Origin of the sequence: Priestia aryabhattai B8W22, assembly GCF_000956595.1 — a bacterium.
GTDB lineage: Bacteria > Bacillota > Bacilli > Bacillales > Bacillaceae_H > Priestia > Priestia aryabhattai.
Genome location: NZ_JYOO01000002.1, coordinates 192,807 through 214,817, shown reverse-complemented (window position 1 = coordinate 214,817; position 22,011 = coordinate 192,807). Strand labels below are relative to the sequence as shown.

Annotated in this window: 23 protein-coding genes; 22 read left to right on the top strand and 1 reads right to left on the bottom strand. The window is 40.3% G+C overall.

Annotation, left to right across the window (positions count from 1 at the left end; genetic code table 11):
* Positions 1–16: 16 nt before the first annotated feature.
* The 10 genes from def to spoVM all read left to right on the top strand — a co-directional run bounded on the left by def (position 17) and on the right by spoVM (position 9,168).
* Complete coding sequence (def, locus tag N178_RS02415) at positions 17–490, top strand: peptide deformylase (protein ID WP_013084828.1); 474 nt, start codon at positions 17–19, stop codon at positions 488–490.
* A gap of 10 nt (positions 491–500) precedes the next feature.
* Entirely contained in the window at positions 501–1,439 is a 939-nt protein-coding gene (gene fmt / locus N178_RS02410; protein WP_045290181.1) for a methionyl-tRNA formyltransferase, read from the top strand.
* A complete protein-coding gene (gene rsmB / locus N178_RS02405) occupies positions 1,432–2,772 on the top strand; it encodes a 16S rRNA (cytosine(967)-C(5))-methyltransferase RsmB (protein WP_045290179.1) in 1,341 nt (446 codons plus the stop codon). The genes fmt and rsmB overlap by 8 nt, the downstream gene beginning before the upstream one ends.
* 27 nt (positions 2,773–2,799) lie before the next feature.
* Positions 2,800–3,891, top strand: coding sequence for a dual-specificity RNA methyltransferase RlmN (gene rlmN, locus N178_RS02400; protein ID WP_045290252.1), 1,092 nt, complete (start codon positions 2,800–2,802; stop codon positions 3,889–3,891).
* Positions 3,892–3,895: 4 nt separating this feature from the next.
* A complete protein-coding gene (locus tag N178_RS02395; protein ID WP_045290177.1) occupies positions 3,896–4,639 on the top strand; it encodes a Stp1/IreP family PP2C-type Ser/Thr phosphatase in 744 nt (247 codons plus the stop codon).
* Between the two features lie 5 nt (positions 4,640–4,644).
* On the top strand, positions 4,645–6,690 hold the full coding sequence (pknB, locus tag N178_RS02390) for a Stk1 family PASTA domain-containing Ser/Thr kinase (RefSeq protein ID WP_045290251.1): 2,046 nt from the start codon (positions 4,645–4,647) through the stop codon (positions 6,688–6,690).
* Between the two features lie 13 nt (positions 6,691–6,703).
* Positions 6,704–7,585: a ribosome small subunit-dependent GTPase A gene (gene rsgA, locus N178_RS02385; protein ID WP_045290176.1), complete on the top strand. Its 882-nt coding sequence runs from the start codon at positions 6,704–6,706 to the stop codon at positions 7,583–7,585.
* 2 nt (positions 7,586–7,587) lie between these two features.
* Complete coding sequence (rpe, locus tag N178_RS02380; RefSeq protein WP_013058916.1) at positions 7,588–8,244, top strand: ribulose-phosphate 3-epimerase; 657 nt, start codon at positions 7,588–7,590, stop codon at positions 8,242–8,244.
* 116 nt (positions 8,245–8,360) lie between these two features.
* Positions 8,361–9,008: a thiamine diphosphokinase gene (locus N178_RS02375; RefSeq protein WP_045290175.1), complete on the top strand. Its 648-nt coding sequence runs from the start codon at positions 8,361–8,363 to the stop codon at positions 9,006–9,008.
* Between the two features lie 79 nt (positions 9,009–9,087).
* On the top strand, positions 9,088–9,168 hold the full coding sequence (gene spoVM / locus N178_RS02370; protein WP_016765421.1) for a stage V sporulation protein SpoVM: 81 nt from the start codon (positions 9,088–9,090) through the stop codon (positions 9,166–9,168).
* Positions 9,169–9,225: 57 nt separating this feature from the next.
* Here the strand turns inward: spoVM and rpmB are convergent, their stop codons facing one another.
* A complete protein-coding gene (gene rpmB / locus N178_RS02365; RefSeq protein WP_013058914.1) occupies positions 9,226–9,414 on the bottom strand; it encodes a 50S ribosomal protein L28 in 189 nt (62 codons plus the stop codon).
* Between the two features lie 314 nt (positions 9,415–9,728).
* Here rpmB and N178_RS02360 point away from each other — a divergent pair, with 314 nt between their 5' ends.
* The 12 genes from N178_RS02360 to rnc all read left to right on the top strand — a co-directional run bounded on the left by N178_RS02360 (position 9,729) and on the right by rnc (position 21,983).
* Positions 9,729–10,091, top strand: coding sequence for an Asp23/Gls24 family envelope stress response protein (locus tag N178_RS02360; RefSeq protein WP_013058913.1), 363 nt, complete (start codon positions 9,729–9,731; stop codon positions 10,089–10,091).
* A 16-nt stretch (positions 10,092–10,107) separates the two neighbouring features.
* Entirely contained in the window at positions 10,108–11,775 is a 1,668-nt protein-coding gene (locus N178_RS02355; protein WP_045290173.1) for a DAK2 domain-containing protein, read from the top strand.
* 195 nt (positions 11,776–11,970) lie between these two features.
* Positions 11,971–12,999 carry a PTS sugar transporter subunit IIC gene (locus tag N178_RS02350; RefSeq protein WP_045290172.1) on the top strand — a complete coding sequence of 343 codons (1,029 nt, stop codon included), beginning with the start codon at positions 11,971–11,973 and terminating at the stop codon, positions 12,997–12,999.
* 212 nt (positions 13,000–13,211) lie between these two features.
* Positions 13,212–13,874 carry an L-serine ammonia-lyase, iron-sulfur-dependent subunit beta gene (gene sdaAB / locus N178_RS02345; protein ID WP_028411448.1) on the top strand — a complete coding sequence of 221 codons (663 nt, stop codon included), beginning with the start codon at positions 13,212–13,214 and terminating at the stop codon, positions 13,872–13,874.
* A 98-nt stretch (positions 13,875–13,972) separates the two neighbouring features.
* Positions 13,973–14,860 carry an L-serine ammonia-lyase, iron-sulfur-dependent, subunit alpha gene (gene sdaAA / locus N178_RS02340; RefSeq protein WP_014458410.1) on the top strand — a complete coding sequence of 296 codons (888 nt, stop codon included), beginning with the start codon at positions 13,973–13,975 and terminating at the stop codon, positions 14,858–14,860.
* Positions 14,853–16,901, top strand: coding sequence for an ATP-dependent DNA helicase RecG (gene recG, locus N178_RS02335; protein ID WP_045290171.1), 2,049 nt, complete (start codon positions 14,853–14,855; stop codon positions 16,899–16,901). Before sdaAA ends, recG begins: the two co-directional genes overlap by 8 nt.
* Positions 16,902–17,404: 503 nt before the next feature.
* Positions 17,405–17,968, top strand: coding sequence for a transcription factor FapR (gene fapR, locus N178_RS02330; protein ID WP_013058909.1), 564 nt, complete (start codon positions 17,405–17,407; stop codon positions 17,966–17,968).
* Between the two features lie 20 nt (positions 17,969–17,988).
* Positions 17,989–18,993, top strand: coding sequence for a phosphate acyltransferase PlsX (gene plsX, locus N178_RS02325; protein ID WP_028410795.1), 1,005 nt, complete (start codon positions 17,989–17,991; stop codon positions 18,991–18,993).
* A 3-nt stretch (positions 18,994–18,996) separates the two neighbouring features.
* Positions 18,997–19,941 carry an ACP S-malonyltransferase gene (gene fabD, locus N178_RS02320; RefSeq protein ID WP_045290170.1) on the top strand — a complete coding sequence of 315 codons (945 nt, stop codon included), beginning with the start codon at positions 18,997–18,999 and terminating at the stop codon, positions 19,939–19,941.
* Between the two features lies 1 nt (position 19,942).
* A complete protein-coding gene (gene fabG, locus N178_RS02315; RefSeq protein WP_045290168.1) occupies positions 19,943–20,683 on the top strand; it encodes a 3-oxoacyl-[acyl-carrier-protein] reductase in 741 nt (246 codons plus the stop codon).
* 138 nt (positions 20,684–20,821) lie between these two features.
* Positions 20,822–21,055, top strand: coding sequence for an acyl carrier protein (acpP, locus tag N178_RS02310; RefSeq protein ID WP_013058905.1), 234 nt, complete (start codon positions 20,822–20,824; stop codon positions 21,053–21,055).
* A 181-nt stretch (positions 21,056–21,236) separates the two neighbouring features.
* Positions 21,237–21,983: a ribonuclease III gene (rnc, locus tag N178_RS02305; protein WP_045290166.1), complete on the top strand. Its 747-nt coding sequence runs from the start codon at positions 21,237–21,239 to the stop codon at positions 21,981–21,983.
* The last annotated feature ends 28 nt before the right edge of the window (positions 21,984–22,011 follow it).

Below are 22,011 nucleotides of genomic sequence, written 5' to 3'. Positions count from 1 at the left end.
TAAAGGAGGTGCCTATTTGGCTAAGCTTAAGCTTGTTTACCATCCTAATGAAGTACTTGAACAAGAGTGTGAAGTCGTTAAAAACTTTGATAATAAATTAGCGAAATTACTAAACGGCATGTATGATTTAATGCTTGAAGCAGACGGTGTGGGTCTAGCTGCTCCTCAAGTAGGAGTGCTGCAGCAAGTGGCAGTGGTAGACGTGGACGACCGACACGGTAAAATTGAGTTAATTAATCCGGTAATTATTGAGCAACGAGGCGAACAAATCGGTCCAGAAGGCTGCCTAAGTTTTCCGGGCCTTTTTGGTGACGTGGCTCGAGCTGATTATGTGAAAGTGCGTGCGCAAAACCGTAAAGGAAAACCTTATTTTATAGAAGCAAAAGGTTTTTTAGCACGAGCAATTCAACATGAAATTGATCATTTACACGGCGTATTGTTCACGGAAAAAGTAACAAAGTATTACGAAGAGGATGAACTAGAAGGGTAGGTTTTACACGATGAAAGTCGTATTTATGGGAACGCCGGATTTTTCAGTGCCGGTTTTACAAACATTACTTAAAGATGGATATGAAGTGGTCGCAGTGGTTACACAGCCGGACCGACCAAAAGGACGCAAGCGCGTATTAACACCTCCTCCTGTAAAAGTGGAGGCGTTAAAACATGAAATACCTGTACTGCAGCCAGAAAAGATTCGTTTAGAAGAAGAATATCAGCAAGTGTTAGCGTATGAGCCTGACCTAATTGTAACAGCGGCTTTTGGTCAAATTTTACCAACTCCTATTTTAGAAGCGCCTAAATACGGCTGTATTAACGTGCATGCTTCTCTGTTACCTGAACTGCGCGGAGGCGCGCCGATTCACTATTCAATTCTACAAGGTAAGCCGAAAACTGGTGTTACAATTATGTATATGGTAGAAAAATTAGATGCAGGTGATATCTTAACACAGGTAGAAGTTCCGATTGAAGAACGTGATCACGTGGGCACACTTCATGATAAACTCAGCGCGGCTGGTGCAAAATTGCTTTCAGAAACCATTCCTTCTCTTGTGAAAGGTGAAATTACGCCGGTTAAACAAAACGATGATGAAGCGACATTTGCTTCTAATATTAAGCGTGAACAAGAGAAAATTGATTGGGCCCGTACAGGAGAAGAAATTTATAACCATATCCGCGGACTTCATCCTTGGCCCGTTGCTTATACAACAGCAGACGGTCAAGTCATGAAAATTTGGTGGGGAGAGAAAGTATCCGCATCAGGCAAACCGGGTACCGTTTTATCACTTGAAGAGGACGGATTTGTAGTAGCAACTGGAAATGAAACAGCTATTAAAGTGACGGAACTTCAGCCGGCTGGAAAAAAACGTATGGATGCAGCGCAGTATTTACGAGGTACATCTGTTGAAGTCGGAACAGTATTAGGGGATGTCAATGAGTAAGTACAACGTTCGAGACATAGCTTTAGATATTTTACTAGCTATTGAAAAAAATCAAGCATTCAGCAATTTATTGTTAAATAACAGTATACAAAAACGTGGTATTCAAGGGAAAGATGCAGGGCTGTTAACGGAAATTGTGTATGGAACGATTCAAAGACGCGATACGTTAGATTACGGGTTAGCCCCTTTCTTGAAAAATCCCAAAAAACTTCAGCCTTGGGTGCGAGTGCTGCTTCGTTTATCTCTTTATCAGATGATGTATTTAGACCGGGTACCTGACCGGGCAATCCTTCATGAAGCAGTAGAAATTGCTAAAAAACGAGGTCACAAAGGAATTGCCTCGATGGTAAACGGCGTTTTACGAAATATTCAGCGCAGCGGCACGCCTTCTTTAGACGAAATACAAAATCCTGTGGAACGCTTGGCAATCGAAACGAGTCATCCAGTATGGCTTGTAAAACGCTGGGTGGAACAATATGGATTGGACAAAACACGCGGAATCTGTTTAGCTAATTTAATGGCCCCTAAACAAACAATCCGAGTAAACAGTGCACGCTTTACGCAAAATGAAGTAAAAGAAGCGCTTGAAAAAGAAGGTATTGTTGTAGAACCAGGCCATTTTGTAGAAGAAGCGCTAGAAGTTCAAAAAGGAAATGCAGCTCATACACAAGCATTTCGTGAAGGAATGTTTACCGTTCAAGATGAAAGCTCTATGTTAGTAGCTCATGCGCTAGGTACAGAGGCAGAAGAGCTGATTTTAGACAGCTGTGCTGCACCGGGAGGAAAATCAACTCATATTGCAGAGCAGCTTAAAAACAGTGGTAAAGTTATTTCCTTGGACATTCATGACCATAAAGTAAAGCTGATTGCCCAGCAGGCAGAGCGTCTGCATCTTACCAATATTGAGCCGACTGTTCAAGACAGCCGCAAAGCCGGCGAACAGTTTGATAAAGAAATGTTTGACCGCATTTTAGTAGATGCTCCGTGCTCAGGTTTTGGTGTGATGAGACGTAAACCTGATTTGAAATATACAAAAACTGAGCAGGATGTAAAGCAGCTGGCGCGTATTCAACAAGATATTTTAAATGCGGTTGCGCCTTTATTAAAAAAAGGTGGGACCCTTGTATATAGTACATGTACAATTGACCGGGATGAAAATGGGGATGTTGTAGCAGCATTTTTAGCAGATCATGCTGATTTTCAAAAAGACGAAACGCTTGCTGCACGCATGCCGCAAAAGCTTAAACAAAACGTAGAACATGGTGAAATTCAATTGCTGCCAGATGCACAAAGCGATGGATTTTATATTGCATGTTTACAGAAGAAGGTGTAAAACATGTTTACAGAAGAAGGTGTAAAAATGGAAGAAGTAGCTAAAAGAAAAGCAAAAGCAGAAGAAAAAACGCAAAAACCATCTATTTATTCATTAGAAATGCACGACCTAGAAAATTGGTTAGTGGAACATGGTGATAAGAAGTTCCGTGCTAAACAAATTTTTGACTGGTTATATGTTAAACGCGTAACGGACTTTGACGATATGTCAAACTTATCTAAAGGGTTACGTGAACAATTAAAAGACAAATTTGCACTAACGACATTAAAAACAGTCGTTCAGCAAACGTCTGGAGACGGCACGATGAAGTTTTTATTCGAACTTCATGACGGTTATACGATTGAAACAGTGCTTATGCGTCATGAATACGGAAATTCTGTCTGCGTAACGACTCAAGTTGGATGTCGCATCGGCTGTACGTTCTGTGCGTCTACTCTTGGAGGTTTAAAGCGTAACTTAGAAGCTGGAGAAATCGTAGCGCAAGTAGTAAAAGTACAAAAAGCGCTAGATGAACAAGGAGAACGCGTGAGCTCTGTCGTAATTATGGGTATTGGGGAGCCGTTTGATAACTATGATGAAATGATTCGCTTCTTAAAAACAATTAACAGTGATGATGGATTAAATATTGGTGCACGTCATATCACGGTATCGACAAGTGGAATCATTCCGAAAATCTATAAGTTTGCTGATGAAAAAATGCAAATCAATTTTGCGATTTCACTTCACGCTCCAAACAATGACATCCGCTCACGCTTAATGCCGATTAACCGTGCGTATAAACTTCCTGATTTGATGGAAGCCATTAAATATTATACGGATAAAACGGGAAGACGTATTAGCTTTGAGTATGGTCTATTCGGAGGAGTAAACGATCAAGTAGAGCATGCGGAGGAATTAGCGGATTTGATTAAAGACGTTAAATGTCACGTGAACTTGATTCCGGTAAACTATGTGCCTGAGCGTGATTATGTTCGTACACCGCGTGAACAGATTTTTGCATTTGAACGTACGCTTAAAAAGCGTGGCGTTAACGTGACTATTCGACGTGAGCAAGGTCATGATATCGATGCAGCTTGTGGCCAATTACGTGCGAAGGAGCGTAAAGAAGAGACGAGGTGATTGTATGGCAACTGTCTTCATGACAGACCGAGGGAGAGTTAGACAACACAATGAAGATAACGGAGGGGTATTTTTGAACCAACACAATCAGCTGCTTGCAATTGTGGCTGATGGTATGGGAGGTCATCGAGCTGGCGACATCGCCAGTGAGATGGCGGTTCAAAAATTGCAAATAGCGTGGGAAGAAGCGGACAAAGTAACGTCTCCTGATGAGGCGACCCAGTGGATTCGTACGCATGTTTCACAAATTAATCAAGATATTTATCAGTATGCTCAGGAGCATGAAGAGTGTAAAGGCATGGGTACGACAGTTGTACTTGCTTTATGCGCCGATACGTTTTGTGCGATTGGGAATATAGGAGACAGCAGGTGCTATATTTCCAATGAATATGGATTTCAACAAGTAACAGAAGATCATTCTCTTGTGAATGAATTGGTAAAAAATGGTCAAATCACAAAAGAAGATGCTGAGCATCATCCACGAAAAAATATCTTATTGCGAGCACTAGGTACCGAAGAAAATGTTAGTTTAGATGTAAAAACAATTGAAGTGGAAAAAGAAGATCGATTATTATTATGTTCAGATGGACTGACAAATAAGGTAACGGAACAAAAGCTGAACGAAACGTTATCAACAAGTTCATCACTTCACGAAAAGGGTACGAGCCTGATTCAATTAGCAAATGAGCTTGGTGGAGAAGACAATATTACACTTGCAATTGTGGACTTTACATCTGAAAGTGGGTGAGAGTGTTGCTAATAGGTAGACGGCTAAACGACCGTTATAAGGTATTGCAAGTAATTGGTGGAGGCGGAATGGCAAACGTCTATTTAGGTCGCGACATGATTTTGGATCGTGATGTGGCAATTAAAGTGCTTCGCTTAGACTTTGCAAGTGACGATGCGTTTATAAAGCGTTTCCATCGAGAAGCACAATCTGCTACGAGTATTGCTCATCCTAATATTGTCAGCATTTATGATGTTGGAGAAGAAGAAGATATTTACTATATCATCATGGAATATGTACCGGGTATGACATTAAAGCAATACATTCTGCAAGAATCACCATTATCTCTTGATAAAGCCATACATATTATGACGCAGATTACATCAGCTATTGCCCATGCTCATCAGTACGGAATTATTCACCGGGATATTAAGCCTCAAAATATTTTAATTGATCATGATGATACCATTAAAGTTACTGACTTCGGCATTGCCGTAGCACTAAGTTCTACAACCATTACGCATACTAATTCTGTTTTGGGCTCTGTTCATTATTTATCTCCTGAACAGGCAAGGGGAGGGCTTGCGAATAAGCGTTCTGATATTTATTCGCTTGGCATCGTCCTATTTGAATTGCTAACGGGTCGAGTCCCTTTTTCTGGGGAATCGGCTGTGTCAATTGCATTAAAACATTTACAGACAGAAACACCTTCTCCAAAAAGGTGGAATCCATCTATCCCTCAAAGCGTGGAGAATGTTGTATTAAAAGCAACAACTAAAGATCCATTTTACCGATACAGTTCCGTCGAAGAACTCGAAGCGGATTTACAGTCTGCTGTTCATCCAAATCGTTATAATGAACAAAGGTTTACGGTGCCTGATGATGAAGAAGTGACAAAAGCCATTCCAGTTATTAAGGAGGATTTTGTTGAATCTGAAGAAACGCATGTACCTGTGAGAAAACCACCTCACTTAGAGCGTGAAGAACAAGAGGAAGAAGAATTAAAGCCTAAGAAAAAAAAGAAGAAAAAGAAAAAAGGCAAAAGCAAGCTGATTGTAACGCTTGTTTTAATTTTTTTGCTGCTGGCAGCTGCTAGCGTAGCCGCCGTTACATTTATTCCGGCTTTATTACTGCCAAAAGACGTAAAGGTTCCTGATTTACATAATCAAGATTATGAATCAGCAGTAACCGATTTAGTTTCTTTAGGCTTTAAAGTGAAGAATCCTAAAGATATATCCGATAATGAAGTGGAAGAAGGCGACGTGGTTAAAACGATGCCAGAAGCGGGAGACGTTATCAAAGAAGGATCTAACGTCATTATTTATCGAAGTACAGGAAAGAAAAAAGAAGCATTTAACCGGTACATTGGAAGAAGCTTTACGGAAGTAAAGAGTCTGTTAGAAAAGCAGAATTATAAAGATATCCAATCCATCGAAGTTGAAAGCACAGAGCCAAAAGGCAATATTACAGATCAGACGCCTAAAGAAACCGAACAAGTCGTGCCCGAAGATACAACGGTTACGCTATGGGTAAGTAAAGGTCCGCCGAAGATTACATTAAAGGATTTCTCGGGCTGGACGGAAAAAAGCGTAAAAGATTATGCATCAGATGAAGATATTGAAGTGGATGTAAAAACAGCGTATTCCGACACTGTTGAAAAAGGTCTTGTGATGTCTCAAAAGCCTGCAGCGGAGCAGAGTATCGAGCAAGGTGATAAGCTCAGCATTACGGTCTCAATGGGCAAAGAGCCAAAAGCTCCTCAAACGGTGTCAGTGGATGTGACTATTCCGTATAAAGAAGAGGCTGACACCGAAGCAAGTACGGAAGAAGGCGACGCAACGGAAACAGGCGATGTCACCGAAACACAAGAGGAAAAGCCGAAGCCGCAAAAAGTACAAATTTATATCGAAGATGCAGATAACGATATGTCGGTTCCTGCTAAAGAACTAACGATTACTGAAACAACAAAAGAATCATTCGATGTTTTAGTTGATGAAAATGAAAAAGCGTCTTATAAAATTGTCCGAGACGGGGAAGTTATTGAAGAAAAAGACGTTGAATATCCAGAGTGATAGGAGTGAGGTTATGCCAGAAGGAAGAATTATTAAATCCCTTAGCGGATTTTATTATGTTCTTCATGACGGACAAGTAACGCAATGTCGAGGACGAGGTGTTTTTCGTAAAAAGAAGGTAACGCCTTTAGTCGGTGACAATGTAGTATTTCAGGCGGAAAATAAGCTTGAAGGATATATACTTGAAATTAAAGAACGTAAAAATGAATTAGTTCGTCCCCCTATTTCAAATGTTGATCAGGCGCTGCTTGTTTTTTCAGCGATTGAACCTGATTTTAGCACAATGCTTCTTGACCGATTTTTAGTGTTAGTGGAGTCTAATCATATTGAACCTATTATTTGTATTTCAAAAGTAGATCTTTTATCACAGCAGCAAAAGCAAGAAATCGAGCAATATGCCGAAGAATATCGTAAAATAGGATATGAGGTCATTTTAACGTCGACAGTCACAGAAAAAGGCATGGAACAAATTCAGCCGTTATTTGAAGATCGCGTAACGGTTATTGCCGGACAGTCAGGTGTAGGTAAATCTTCACTGTTAAATACACTTAAACCAGAGCTTGAGTTAAAGACAAATGATATTTCAATGTCACTTGGAAGAGGAAAGCATACAACACGTCACGTAGAACTGATTTCGTTTGGTGAAGGGTTAGTAGCCGATACGCCAGGCTTTAGCTCACTGGAATTTTTAACGTTAGAAGTAGAAGAGTTAACCGATTGTTTTCCTGAAATGTCGCGTTTGAGTGAACAGTGTAAATTTCGAGGTTGTTTGCATGTGAAAGAACCAAAATGTGCGGTGAAAGAAGCATACGAACAAAAAGAAATTCCGAGTTATCGCTACGAACATTACTTGCAATTTGTTGAGGAAATTAAGCAAAGAAAGCCGAGGTATTAAAAATGACAAAAATCGCACCTTCCATTTTATCTGCCAATTTTTCAAAGCTTGCTGAAGAAATTCGTGAAGTTGAAGCAGGTGGAGCAGACTACATCCATATAGACGTTATGGATGGCCACTTTGTTCCTAATATTACAATTGGACCGCTTATCGTTGAGGCTGTACGCCCTGTCACAACACTGCCATTAGATGTACATTTAATGATTGAAAACCCAGATCAATACGTTCCAATGTTTGCAAAGGCAGGTGCTGATATTTTAACGGTACATGCTGAAGCGTGTACTCATTTGCACCGCACCATTCAATTAATTAAAGAGCACGGCATGAAAGCAGGTGTTGCTTTAAATCCTGCAACGCCAATTGACGTGGTGAAGCATATCTTAGAAGATATCGATCTTATTTTATTAATGACGGTGAACCCAGGCTTTGGAGGACAAAACTTCATTCCAAGTGTACTGCCGAAAATTGAGCAAATCTCTCAGCTTATTGAAATTCGTCACCTTTCTATTGAAGTAGAGGTTGATGGAGGAATTAATGAAGAAACAGCAAGAAAATGTGTGGAAGCAGGAGCAAATGTTTTAGTGGCTGGCTCAGCTATTTACAATCAAGAAGATCGAGCTGGCGCAATCAGTCAAATTCGCACAACTGTCCAAGCGTAAGTAATAAAAGCTGCTGTGTACAACGGGTAGAACTTGTACACAGCAGCTTTTTCTTTTAGGATAAAGAAAACATATTGATTTCGTTCATTTTTTAATAGAAAAGGAGCATATACATAATGAAAATTCATATTCTAGCAGGGGGACCGGATGAACATATGCCACTCCTGCACCAATCAAATGATGTAAAGTGGGTAGGAGTAGACCGCGGCGTATTCCTTCTTCTTCAACAAGACATTTTGCCTGTAAAAGCATTCGGAGATTTTGATTCCATTACAGATGAGCAGCTTAAGCTAGTGAGAGAAGCATTACAAGATGTTGAATTGTATCCTGCGGAAAAAGATGCAACGGATTTGGAACTTGCTTTTGAGTGGGCAATAGAGCAAAAACCGGACAGTATTTGTATCTTTGGAGCAACAGGTGGAAGGCTTGACCACATGTTTGGAAGCATTCAGCTCCTGTACAAAGGGTTAAAAAAGAAAGCGAATGTACAAATGATTGACAATCAAAACGTCATTCAATTGTTTGAACCAGGCACTTATCACGTTGATCGTTTAAAGGAGTTTCACTATATTTCATTCGTTCCTTTTGCAGGCGGTGTAAAAGAGCTTACGCTAGAAGGTTTCAAATATCCGCTCAATAAGCATGAAGTAGAACTCGGCTCAACTTTATGTATTAGCAATGAACTTATTCAACAAAGAGGTACTTTTTCATTTACAAAAGGCATATTAATGATGGTAAGAAGCAATGATAAACGTTGCTTGTGATGAAGTATGGAAAATGAGAGCAGGACATAGGGCTTTCTTTAAAAGGAGATAAAGTGTGGAGACGGTTAGGAGGGACAGTATGAAATTCTATACAATCAAACTTCCAAAGTTTTTAGGTGGCATCGTAAAGGTCATGCTTAATTCGTTTAAAAAAGATTAACAGCGCCGGAATAATAAAAGAAGCACCATAAAATATGGTGCTTTTTCATTATAAAGATTAAACGCGTTGAACTTTACCAGACTTAAGGGCTCTAGCTGAAACGTACACACGTTTTGGTTTACCGTTCACTAAGATACGTACTTTTTGAACGTTAGCACCCCATTTACGCTTAGTAGCGTTCATTGCGTGAGAACGTGCGTTACCTGAACGAGCTTTTCTACCAGTTACTACACATTTGCGTGCCATGATTTTCCCTCCTAACACCAAAAAAACTACTCAATTCTGTTTTGAGAAATACTATATTAATTTATCACAGCCTTAAAGAGAATGCAATAGTTCTGGAGAAAAGCTTTCAAGAAATTTTCCTTGACATATAAAATGAATCTATGTTCAATAATATAGAGAGTAGAAATAGGTATAACTTGGCTATTACTTAATTTTAAGACAAGTTGATACCTGATACTGTCATCTTTAAAAGGGACAAGCTGGACGCCTCTTTTAAAACGAGATTGATTATAGTAGAATATTTATAACCTATGAAAGTAGAAAGGGGAACGAGTATGTCCATCGAAATGAAAACGAAGTATGGTCAAATTGATATCTCTACAGATGTAATTGCAACAATTGCTGGAGGAGCAGCTGTTGATTGTTACGGGATTGTCGGAATGGCTTCAAAGAATCAGCTTAAAGATGGTCTTACAGAAATTCTTCGCAAAGAAAACTTTACACGAGGTATTGTGGTAAGACAAGAAGAGGATGACGTACATATCGACATGTACATTATCGTAAGCTATGGAACAAAAATTTCTGAAATTGCTCATAATGTGCAAACAAAAGTAAAATACACACTGGAACAAACGGTTGGTCTAACGGTTGATTCAGTAAATATTTATGTGCAGGGTGTTCGTGTAACGAACGTTTAATTAAGGAGGAAGATTCGTGTCAATGACAACGTTGGACGGAAAGCGGTTTAGAGAAATGGTGCTTCAAGGAGCCCAGCATCTATCTAACAATGCAGATTATGTAGATGCGCTGAACGTTTTTCCTGTACCAGATGGTGATACTGGAACAAATATGAACTTATCGATTACGTCTGGTGCTAAAGAAGTAAAAAATAAACTATCTGATCATATCGGCCAAGTGAGTCAAGCTTTGTCTAAGGGCTTATTGATGGGGGCGCGCGGTAATTCAGGAGTTATTTTATCTCAATTATTCCGCGGTTTTGCGAAATCGGTTGAGCAAAAGTCAATGATTACAACAGTTGAGTTTGCTGAAGCTCTTGAGCTTGGTGTAGAAACTGCTTATAAAGCTGTTATGAAACCAATCGAAGGAACCATTTTAACAGTAGCTAAGGATACTGCTAAAAAAGCAGCGGCTGTTGCTAAAAAGCAATCTGATATGATTCTGTTCATGGAAGAAGTACTTAAGGAAGCTAATGCTTCGTTAAATCGCACGCCAGATCTTTTACCCGTGTTAAAAGAAGTAGGCGTAGTGGATAGCGGAGGTCAAGGGCTTGTTTTAATTTATGAAGGGTTTTTAGCTGAATTAAAAGGTGAAAAACTTCCGGGTGTACCCATGTCAGCTCCTTCGATGAATGAACTTGTAAATGCTGAGCATCATAAGCATGCGCAAAGCCATATGAATACAGAAGATATTGAATTTGGCTATTGTACAGAATTTATGGTAAGGCTGGAAGAGGATAAGCCCGCGGCTAAAACATTTTCTGAAGAAACGTTTCGCCAAGATTTAAGTAAATGGGGCGACTCATTGCTTGTCGTATCTGATGATGAAATTGTGAAAGTTCATATTCACGCCGAGCATCCTGGAGAAGTGTTAAACTACGGGCAGCAATATGGAAGTTTAATTAAAATGAAGATTGAAAACATGAGAGAACAGCATAGCAGCATCGTTTCAGATGAAGAAAAGCCTGCAGTAAAAAAGGCTGAGAAACAGCCCTTTGGCATTGTTACTGTATCAATGGGAAAAGGAATTGCTGAATTGTTCAAGAGCCTTGGGGCAACGGTTGTCATTGAAGGCGGACAAACAATGAATCCAAGTACAGAGGATATTGTCAAAGCGATTGAAGAAACCAATGCTGAACAGGTACTGATTTTACCTAATAACGGAAATATTGTGATGGCTGCTAACCAAGCTGCTGCTGTTGCCGGCAGTCACGTTTCGGTTGTCCCGTCTAAAACGGTTCCTCAAGGAATGACAGCGCTGCTATCATTTAATCCTCAGCAAAGCTTAAAAGAAAACGAGGAAGTAATGACAGAAGCTCTGCAGCACGTAAAAACAGGACAAGTAACGTATGCAGTTCGCGATACAAATATTGATGGTCTTGAATTAGCTAAAGGCGATTTTATGGGTATTGCCGAAAAGAAAATCGTCGTAAAAGATTCAGAGAAATTAGAAGCAGCGAAAAAGCTATTGACTTATATGATTGATGACGAAGCGGAAATCCTTACGATTCTTCAAGGAGAGGATGTCTCAGACGATGAAGCTGAAGCGCTAACATCGTTTGTAGAAGAAATGTTTGAAGAAGTTGAGGTAGAGCTTCATAAAGGAGATCAACCTTTATATTCTTACATTTTTGCAATTGAATAACAAAAAAAGAAGCACTCCTCTCAAGGGGCGCTTCTTTTTTGTGTTTTTTAAGTTAAATACGAACTATTTTATTTTTATATGTTGTAATCGTTCGTCATATTAGGTATATTAGTTGAAAAGAACCCGTTTGTATGGTAGTTTTGAAAACTGATTGAGTCAAATGTGAAAGAAAACAGCATGAGAGGAGAGGCAACAGTGGATATTTTAAAAGGAACAGGTTTATTATTATTAGTTTTATTTTTATTTTGGTTGTTTAGCAACAAGGCACCTTATGGCATGAAAGCAATGGGGGCTCTGGCAAGCGGAGCGGTAGCTGCGTTTCTCGTAGAAGCCTTTCAGTCATATGTAGGAGGAGATTTACTAGGTATTTCATTCTTAGGTGAAGTTGGAAAGGCTGCAGGAGGAATGGGAGGAGTTGCAGCAGCTGCACTAGTTGCTTTGGCGTTAGGAGTATCCCCAGTATATGCTCTTATGATGGGGGTGGTGTGTTCAGGGCTAGGCTTGCTCCCTGGATTTTTTGCGGGATACCTCATGGCATTTGTAGTGAAATTTATTGAGAAAAAGGCACCTGCTGGTCTAGACTTATTAGGCAACATCTTAATTGCAGCACCTTTAACAAGATTAATTGGTAATGCATTCTCACCTATTGTAGATGCGACTCTTTTAAATATTGGAGGAATTATTAAAGATACAACAAGTGCTAGCCCTATTTTGATGGGAATTATTTTAGGGGGAGTTATTACAGTAGTAGCAACGGCTCCGCTTAGCTCAATGGCTTTAACGGCTATGCTAGGGTTAACGGGATTGCCTATGGCGATTGGAGCTCTTGCTGTGTTTGGTTCTTCTTTCATGAACTATGTGCTGTTTGATCGATTAAAAATTGGGGATCGCCGTACAACCATTTCAGTTGCAGTTGAACCTTTAACACAAGCGAATATTATTTCAGCAAATCCGATTCCTATCTACATTACAAACTTTGTTGGAGGTGCACTAGCCGGTGTGGTTGTGGCTCTGTTCGGATTGGTAAATGATGCTGCAGGCACGGCAACGCCAATCGCAGGACTTGCAGTGATGTTTGGGTTTAATGACCCTGTGAAGGTCACAATTTGTGCAGTACTTTGTGCACTAGCGGGAGCATTAGCTGGGTTTATAGGTTCAGTTGTTTTTAAAAACTTTAAAATTAAAACAGTAGACGATGTAGCTTCCGAGCAAGAAGCAGCTTAAACAATTCATCTTTTCCTGTATAATATAGCAAAAAACGCGGTGTGCTTATCCTATTTTTATGGATAAATACACCGCTATTTTTTTGCGTGAATCTCTAATAAAAATGAGAATTTTTAAATTTTTTAAGAGCGTGAAACAAAGCTTCCAAAAAGTCAAAAGCTCAAGTAACATATAAGTAATAACAATGTCTAAATAGCAGGGGGAAAATCCTTATGAAATATAAATCTGTCTTTGATATTATTGGTCCGGTCATGATTGGACCATCTAGCTCACATACGGCTGGTGCAGCGCGTATTGGACGCGTTGCCCGAACACTTTTTGGCAAGCAGCCGACAAAAGTTGTGGTTTCATTATACGGTTCTTTTGCTCAAACGTATAAAGGGCACGGAACAGACGTAGCGTTGATTGGCGGTATTTTAGATTTTGATACATTCGATCAGCGTATTCCGGAGTCTTTGGACTTGGCTAAAAAAGAAGGAATCGACGTCACATTTGTTGAGGAAGCGGCAATCACCGATCATCCGAATACTGCTCGCATCAAAATGAGCGACGGATTAAAGGAAATTGAAGTTGTTGGAATTTCAATTGGCGGAGGAAAAATTCAAATTACGGAGCTGAACGGATTTGAATTAAATTTATCAGGCATGAATCCAGCTATTCTCGTTGTGCATAATGACCGGTTTGGTGCCATTGCGACCGTTACAAATATTTTGATGAAACATTCAATTAATATCGGACATATGGAAGTATCTCGCAAAGAGCGCGGCGAAGTAGCGCTTATGGCAATTGAAATGGATACGAATATTGAAGATGATGTAATTGAAGAGTTAAAAACATTGCCTCATATTATCCAAGTAACAAGAATGGTTGAGTAGGATAGAGCGAATAGGAACGGCTTGAGAGAATAACTGGAGCCGAGTGGTTATAGATGATTCTAAAGTGAAAATAAGACAGAATAATAGCGGAGGTTACTATGTTTCGAAACGTAGCAGAACTAGTAGAATTAGCAGAAAGTCAAAATGTAAAAATTGCAGAGATTATGATTCAACAGGAAATAGATATCACGGGAGTTACTCGTGAAGAAATCATGGAAAAAATGGATCGGAACTTAACGGTTATGGAAGAAGCGGTTGAACGCGGTTTAAAAGGGGTACAGTCTGTTACAGGTTTAACAGGCGGAGATGCAGTGCTGCTTCAAAACTATATTCAAAGTGGAAAATCTTTATCTGGAAATTTAATTTTAGATGCAGTCAGCAAAGCTGTAGCGACAAACGAAGTAAATGCGGCAATGGGGACAATCTGTGCAACGCCTACTGCTGGATCTGCGGGGGTAGTGCCAGGAACGCTGTTTGCAGTGCAAAATAAGCTAAACCCAACTCGTAAAGAAATGATTGAATTTTTATTTACATCAGGTGCTTTTGGGTTTGTTGTAGCCAATAATGCGTCTATTTCAGGAGCAGCAGGCGGATGTCAAGCAGAAGTTGGTTCAGCTTCAGGAATGGCAGCTGCAGCGATTGTTGAAATGGCAGGAGGTACACCGAGTCAGGCAGCTGAAGCAATGGCAATTACTCTCAAAAATATGCTAGGATTAGTATGTGACCCAGTAGCGGGGCTAGTAGAAGTTCCATGTGTGAAACGAAACGCAATGGGAGCGGCGAATGCAATGATTGCAGCAGATATGGCCTTAGCAGGCATTACGAGTCGTATTCCATGTGATGAAGTCATTGATGCTATGTATAAAATTGGTCAAACGATGCCGGTTGCATTACGAGAAACTGCACAAGGAGGCTTAGCGGCAACACCAACAGGTCGCGAGCTTGAAGCGAAGATCTTTGGTATTGCATTAAATAAAAGTGAATGAACTAACAACTATTTCAATTAAAACCATTAAAGGTATTGGAGATGAAACAGCACAAGCATTAGAGGATATGCATATTCACAGTGTGCATGACTTGTTAGAACATTTCCCATACCGCTATGAAGATTATGAGTTAAAAGATTTGGCTGAAGCAAAGCACGACGAAAAGGTCACCGTAGAAGGAAAGGTTCACAGCGTCCCCTCGCTTACGTATTACGGAAAAAAACGTTCGCGCCTTACGTTTCGGCTGCTAGTAAACCGCTATTTGATTACGGTTACTTGTTTTAATCGCCCTTACTATAAATCAAAGTTAGAAATCGATCAAACTGTTACGGTTACGGGGAAATGGGATCAGCATCGGCAAACGATTAACTTGCAGGAGCTTCAATTTTCTCCGTTTGTTAAAAATCAAACGATTGAGCCTGTTTACTCAGTTAAAGGCAGCTTAACGGTCAAAGGAATGCGGAAGTTCGTCTCTCTTGCGTTGAAGAATTATGGCAGCAGCATTCAGGATATGCTCCCGGCCTCTATTCGTTCTAGGTACAAACTAGTAACGCGTGAAGAAGCGGTTAGAAGTATTCACTTACCTCGTGATCATGAAGATTTAAAACAAGCAAGACGTCGATTTGTCTATGAAGAATTTCTACTTTTTCAATTAAAAATGCAGGCGCTGAGAAAGCGCGAAAGAGAAGAAACGCCTGGAATGAAGCAAGCTTTTGATTCAACTGAGCTGGTAAACTTCACGAACTTGCTGCCTTTTCCGTTAACAAGCGCTCAAAAACGTGTAGTAAACGAAATTACGCACGATATGAAATCGCCTTATCGCATGAATCGTTTGCTGCAAGGTGATGTAGGGTCAGGTAAAACAGTCGTAGCAGCGGTTGCTTTATACGCTACTGTTTTAGCGGGACATCAAGGTGCTTTAATGGTACCGACTGAAATTTTAGCTGAACAGCATGCTGAGTCATTAACTGCGATGCTTGAAAAGGTAGGCATCAGCGTAGGCCTGCTAACAGGATCTGTTAAAGGAAAAGCAAGAAGAGAGCTGCTTCAGCGAGTGAAAGACGGAGATGTTCATGTATTAGTAGGTACACATGCCATAATTCAAGATGAAGTTATATATAATAGTTTAGGGCTCGTCATTACGGATGAACAGCACCGCTTTGGAGTTGGACAGCGTCGGGTTTTACGTGAAAAAGGAGAGAGTCCGGATGTACTGTTTATGACGGCCACTCCTATTCCAAGAACCCTTGCTATTACGGTGTTTGGAGAAATGGATGTGTCCATTATTGATGAAATGCCAGCAGGGCGTAAGGCCATTGAAACGTACTGGGTAAAACATGACATGCTGGAACGTATTTTACATTTTGTTGAAAAAGAAATACACGACGGCAGACAAGCTTACGTTATTTGTCCATTGATTGAAGAATCGGACAAGCTGGATGTTCAAAATGCAATTGATGTGCATGCAACACTCACTCACTACTTTAATGGAAAAGCAAGCGTTGGTCTCATGCACGGAAGATTGTCACCTGATGAAAAAGAAGAAGTGATGAAACAGTTTAGCGTAAATGACGTGCAGATTTTAGTATCGACAACGGTTGTAGAAGTAGGAGTGAACGTACCGAATGCAACTGTGATGGTCATTTACGATGCAGAGCGCTTTGGGTTATCACAGCTTCATCAGCTAAGAGGGCGCGTAGGGCGAGGAGATGCACAGTCGTATTGTATTCTGCTCGCGGATCCGAAATCAGAAGTTGGAAAAGAACGAATGACCATTATGACGGAAACAAACGATGGATTTGTATTATCAGAAAGAGACTTAGAGCTTCGTGGGCCTGGTGATTTCTTTGGTAGAAAACAAAGCGGAATGCCTGAGTTTAAAGTAGCTGATATGGTGCACGATTACCGTGCGCTTGAAGTAGCTCGAGAAGATGCTGCTAAGCTTGTAAATTCCGACAGCTTTTGGACAGAAGATCAGTTTGCGCTGCTGAGAATACAATTAGAAGCAACGGGCGTATTAACTGGAGAAAAGTTTGATTAATAAAAGAGACCGGAACAAATTGTTTTAGTTGAAGGGAAATCCGAACGATCAATCGTTCGGATTTTTTTCCTTGTGATGATGAACGTAGATTTCATGTAGGTGATAGATATGTAGGTGCTTCTAACTGTCGAGTAAAGGGCAAGGCACTCCTGCGGGGAAAGTGGAATAGATGAGACCCGGCAGAAGCGTAAGGGACGAGGAGGATCACCGGCCGCCCGAGGAAAGCGAAATCTTGCACGAAAATTATAACAGCGGTGTAACAAGCAATCTATACAAGCTTCTTTATCCCATTTGTTCATCTTTAGATTGAAGTGATCTATTTATGTCTCAATCTCTTTTCGTCTATAAAGATAAAAAGCGGCTTAGAGTGAAAGAGTTAGTGGCTGGTGGCCATTAATACGACGTCAATGCACAGAATACAGCATGTGAAAAATGTTGCAATTAGAAGGTAATGATTATATACTGCTATTAGTACCTAGTATTAAAAGTTCGGATGGTGGACAATGAAGCGCAGTAAAAAAGAAAGACAGCAGCTATTAAAAACGACAATTGAAGAAAACCCATTTATTACGGATGAAGAACTAGCAGACCGTTTTTCAGTGAGCGTTCAAACAATTCGATTAGACCGCCTAGAGTTGTCGATTCCTGAACTGCGAGAACGTATTAAGCATGTAGCTTCAAAACAACTAGACGAGGAAGTGCGTTCGCTTCCGATTGAAGAAGTAATTGGAGAAGTTATCGACATTGAACTAGATCAATCAGCGATATCTATTTTTGATGTGAAAACAGAGCATGTGTTTCAGCGTAATCAAATTGCTCGTGGTCACCACCTTTTTGCGCAAGCTAATTCGTTAGCTGTCGCTGTTATTAACAATGAACTAGCGCTCACAGCAGATGCGTCGATCCGTTATCATCGCCCTGTTAAGCTTCATGAACGAGTGATAGCAAAAGCGAAAGTTCTGTCAACTAGTGAAGTGCGAACCACCGTTGAGGTAAACAGCTATGTAGGACAAGAGCAAGTGTTCTCTGGCACTTTTAAAATGTATCGTTCTACAAAGGATAAATAATAAAAAGGATGAGACGCAACATGAAACTAGCTATTGATGCAATGGGCGGAGATCATGCACCGAAAGCCATTATTGAAGGTGTAGAAAAAGCTACTGCTCAATTTAAAGAATTACATATTACGTTAATTGGAAACGAATCAGAAATAAAAAAGTATTTAACGAATTCAGATCGTATTTCGATTATTCATACAGAAGAAACCATTGATGCAACTGATGAGCCAGTGCGAGCTGTGCGCCGTAAAAAACAAGCATCTATGGTATTAATGGCAAATGAAGTAGCCGAAGGTCGTGCTGATGCTTGTATTTCAGCAGGGAATACAGGTGCGTTAATGACAGCGGGACTTTTTATTGTAGGTCGCATCAAAGGCATTGAACGTCCAGCACTTGCTCCGACGCTTCCGACACTAGATGGAAAAGGCTTTTTAATGCTAGACGTTGGTGCAAACGTTGATGCCAAGCCTGAACATTTGCTCCAGTACGCTGTGATGGGGTCTGTGTATGCCGAAAAAGTACGCGGCATTCAAGCTCCTAGAGTGGGGCTGTTGAACATTGGAACTGAGGATAAAAAAGGAAATGATTTAACAAAACAAGCTTTTCAGCTACTAAAAAACGCTGATCTCAATTTTGTAGGCAACGTGGAATCCCGTGATTTGCTAAACGGCGTAGCGGATGTGGTTGTAACAGATGGTTTTACAGGGAATATGACTCTTAAGAGCATTGAGGGAACGGCGCTTTCTTTGTTTTCAATGATTAAACAAGAATTAATGAGCACGTTAAAAAGCAAGTTAGCCGCAGCGGTGCTAAAGCCTCAGCTGCAGGGTTTAAAAGCGAAAATGGATTACAGTGAATATGGAGGAGCAGGGCTGTTTGGATTGCATGCGCCTGTTATCAAAGCGCACGGTTCGTCGGATGCGAATGCAGTATTTAGTGCGATTAAGCAAGCTGTGAATATGGTGGAAAACAATGTGTCCTCCACTATTCAAAAAGCAATCGAACAAACTGCGAATGAAGAAAAGGAGAGATAAGAAATGGGGAAAATTGCTTTTATCTTTCCAGGCCAAGGGTCACAAACTGTTGGTATGGGAAAAGATTTATATGATGGAACAGAGGAAGCGAAAAAGCTGATTCATACAGCGGACGAAGCTTTAGGATTCAGTCTTTCAAACATTATTTTTGAAGGCCCTCAAGAAGAATTGACTTTAACTTATTACGCTCAACCTGCTCTTTTAACAACGAGTACAATGCTTCTTGAAGCATTTAAAACGAGCGGAATTACACCCGATTTTGTTGCGGGTCACAGTCTAGGAGAATACAGTGCGCTTGTGGCTGCTGAGGCTTTATCGTTTAAAGATGCTGTTGTTGCTGTCCACAAAAGAGGTCGCTATATGGATGAAGCTGTGCCAGCAGGTCAAGGTACAATGGCAGCAGTGCTTGGCATGTCAGCGGAAGATTTAGAAGCTGTTACCGCTCAAATTACAAGCGAAGGCGACGCTGTTCAGCTTGCAAATATTAACTGTCCGGGTCAAATTGTTATTTCAGGTACGGTAAATGGCGTAGAAAAAGCTGGAGCTCTTGCCAAAGAAAAAGGTGCAAAACGCGTGATTCCTCTAGTGGTAAGCGGTCCGTTCCACTCTAGTTTAATGAAGCCAGCTGCCGAAAAATTACGTGATACGCTAGAAACAGTGGGCTTTAGCGATGCGAAAGTTCCAGTCATAGCAAATGTAACAGCAAAGCCGGTTACTGACAGTCAAGATATTCAAAACAAGCTAGTGGAACAACTGTATTCTCCAGTGAGATGGGAAGAAACAGTTGAGACGCTTCTTGCAGAAGGTGTAGATACATTTGTTGAAATTGGACCAGGAAAAGTATTATCAGGTCTTGTGAAAAAAGTAAATCGCCGTGCGGCTGTTTATGCTGTTAATGATCTTACATCATTAAAATCAACGATTGACGCACTAAAAGGGGGAGAATAACATGTTACAAGGGAAAGTTGCGGTTGTAACAGGCGCTTCTCGCGGAATTGGTCGTGCCGTTGCAGTTGAGCTGGGAAAGCTTGGTGCTAAAGTAGTTGTAAACTATTCTGGCAGCGAAGCGAAAGCTCTTGAAGTTGTGGACGAAATTAAAGGATTAGGAACGGATGCAATTGCTGTACAAGCAAATGTAGCAGAAAGTGATTCTGTACAAGCAATGATAAAAGAAGCGATTTCTACATTTGGTTCAGTAGATATTTTAGTGAACAATGCGGGCATCACACGTGATAATCTTCTTATGCGTATGAAAGAAGACGAATGGGATGATGTTATTAATACAAACTTAAAAGGCGTATTTTTGTGTACAAAAGCCGTTACTCGTCAAATGATGAAGCAGCGCGCAGGACGCATCATTAATATTTCATCAATTGTCGGCGTCAGCGGTAATGCTGGACAAGCAAATTATGTAGCAGCAAAATCAGGCGTGATTGGTTTAACAAAAACAACTGCCAAAGAATTAGCAAGCCGCAATATTACAGTGAATGCAGTTGCTCCTGGTTTCATTGCAACAGACATGACGGATAAATTGAATGAAGAAGTGCAGGCGGAAATGTTAAAGCAAATTCCTCTTGCAAGCTTCGGCCAGCCAGAGGATGTTGCGAACGCAGTTGCGTTTTTAGCATCAGATGCAAGCCGTTATATTACGGGTCAAACGATTCACGTTGACGGCGGAATGGTGATGTAAAAAATGCACTTTACGAAAAGTGTATTTTGGTGATAAAGTACAAAGGGACGTTTACTAGGCGACCGATAAACTTTATTATTCAACCATAGTATTTTAGATGGAAATCATCTATAATGACTTGAGGGGAGGTGAAGAACAATGGCAGAGGTACTAGAACGCGTAACAACAATCATTGTTGATCGTCTTGGTGTAGACAAAAGTGAAGTGAAACTAGAATCTAGTTTCAAAGAAGACTTAGGTGCTGACTCTCTAGACGTAGTTGAATTTGTAATGGAGCTTGAAGAGGAATTCGATATCGAAATTTCTGACGAAGAAGCTGAAAAAATTTCAACTGTAGGAGATGCAGTTAATTACATACAGAGCCAAATTTAATCTGTAGTATATGTATGAAAAGCCCCGTTAAACAGCGGGGCTTTCTCTTCTTTTTAAGAATTTCAAAAAAAGACCTCTTTTTTTTGAAAAGGTAGTGTATCTTTTAGGATACCTCGTTTTATAATGAGAGATGTTAGGAAAAAACTACGAAACAATTGAAGCAGGTAAGCGGAGGTATTTTATGCCTAAACAATATTCAAATCGAGATCGAAAGATGAACGTGAAATTCAAGCAAAATTTTGCAGAGTTTCAAAAGGAAATTGGTATTCAGTTTACAAATGAAGCGCTTCTTTTTCAAGCATTTACACATTCATCCTATGTGAATGAGCATCGCAGAAGACCGTATGAGGACAACGAGCGTCTTGAGTTTTTAGGAGATGCCGTATTAGAGCTAACCGTATCACAATTTTTATTTAAAAAGTATCCAACGATGAGTGAAGGTGAGTTAACGAAGCTTCGCGCAGCAGTTGTGTGTGAACCGTCGCTTGTTACTTTTGCAAATGAAATGGATTTTGGTAAACTAGTGTTACTTGGAAAAGGTGAAGAGATGACAGGCGGCCGATCTAGACCGGCTTTACTGGCCGATGTGTTTGAAGCATTTATCGGAGCTCTTTATTTAGACCAAGGGCTTGATACGGTAGTGACGATTCTAAAAAAAGTTGTCTTTCCAAAAATTAATGAAGGTGCTTTTTCTCATGTGATGGATTTCAAAAGCCAGCTTCAAGAAGTGATTCAGCGTGATGGAGTTGGACAATTAGAATACAAAGTTTTGCAAGAAAAAGGTCCAGCGCATAATCGCGAATTCTTATCTCGCGTATCGTTAAATGGTGAAGAGCTCGGCATTGGTGTAGGCCGTTCGAAAAAAGAAGCAGAGCAAAAAGCAGCTCAAGTAGCTATTACGAAAATTAGAGCAAGTCAAACGAAATAAAATGATCCCCCTCTTAACGCATTCGTTA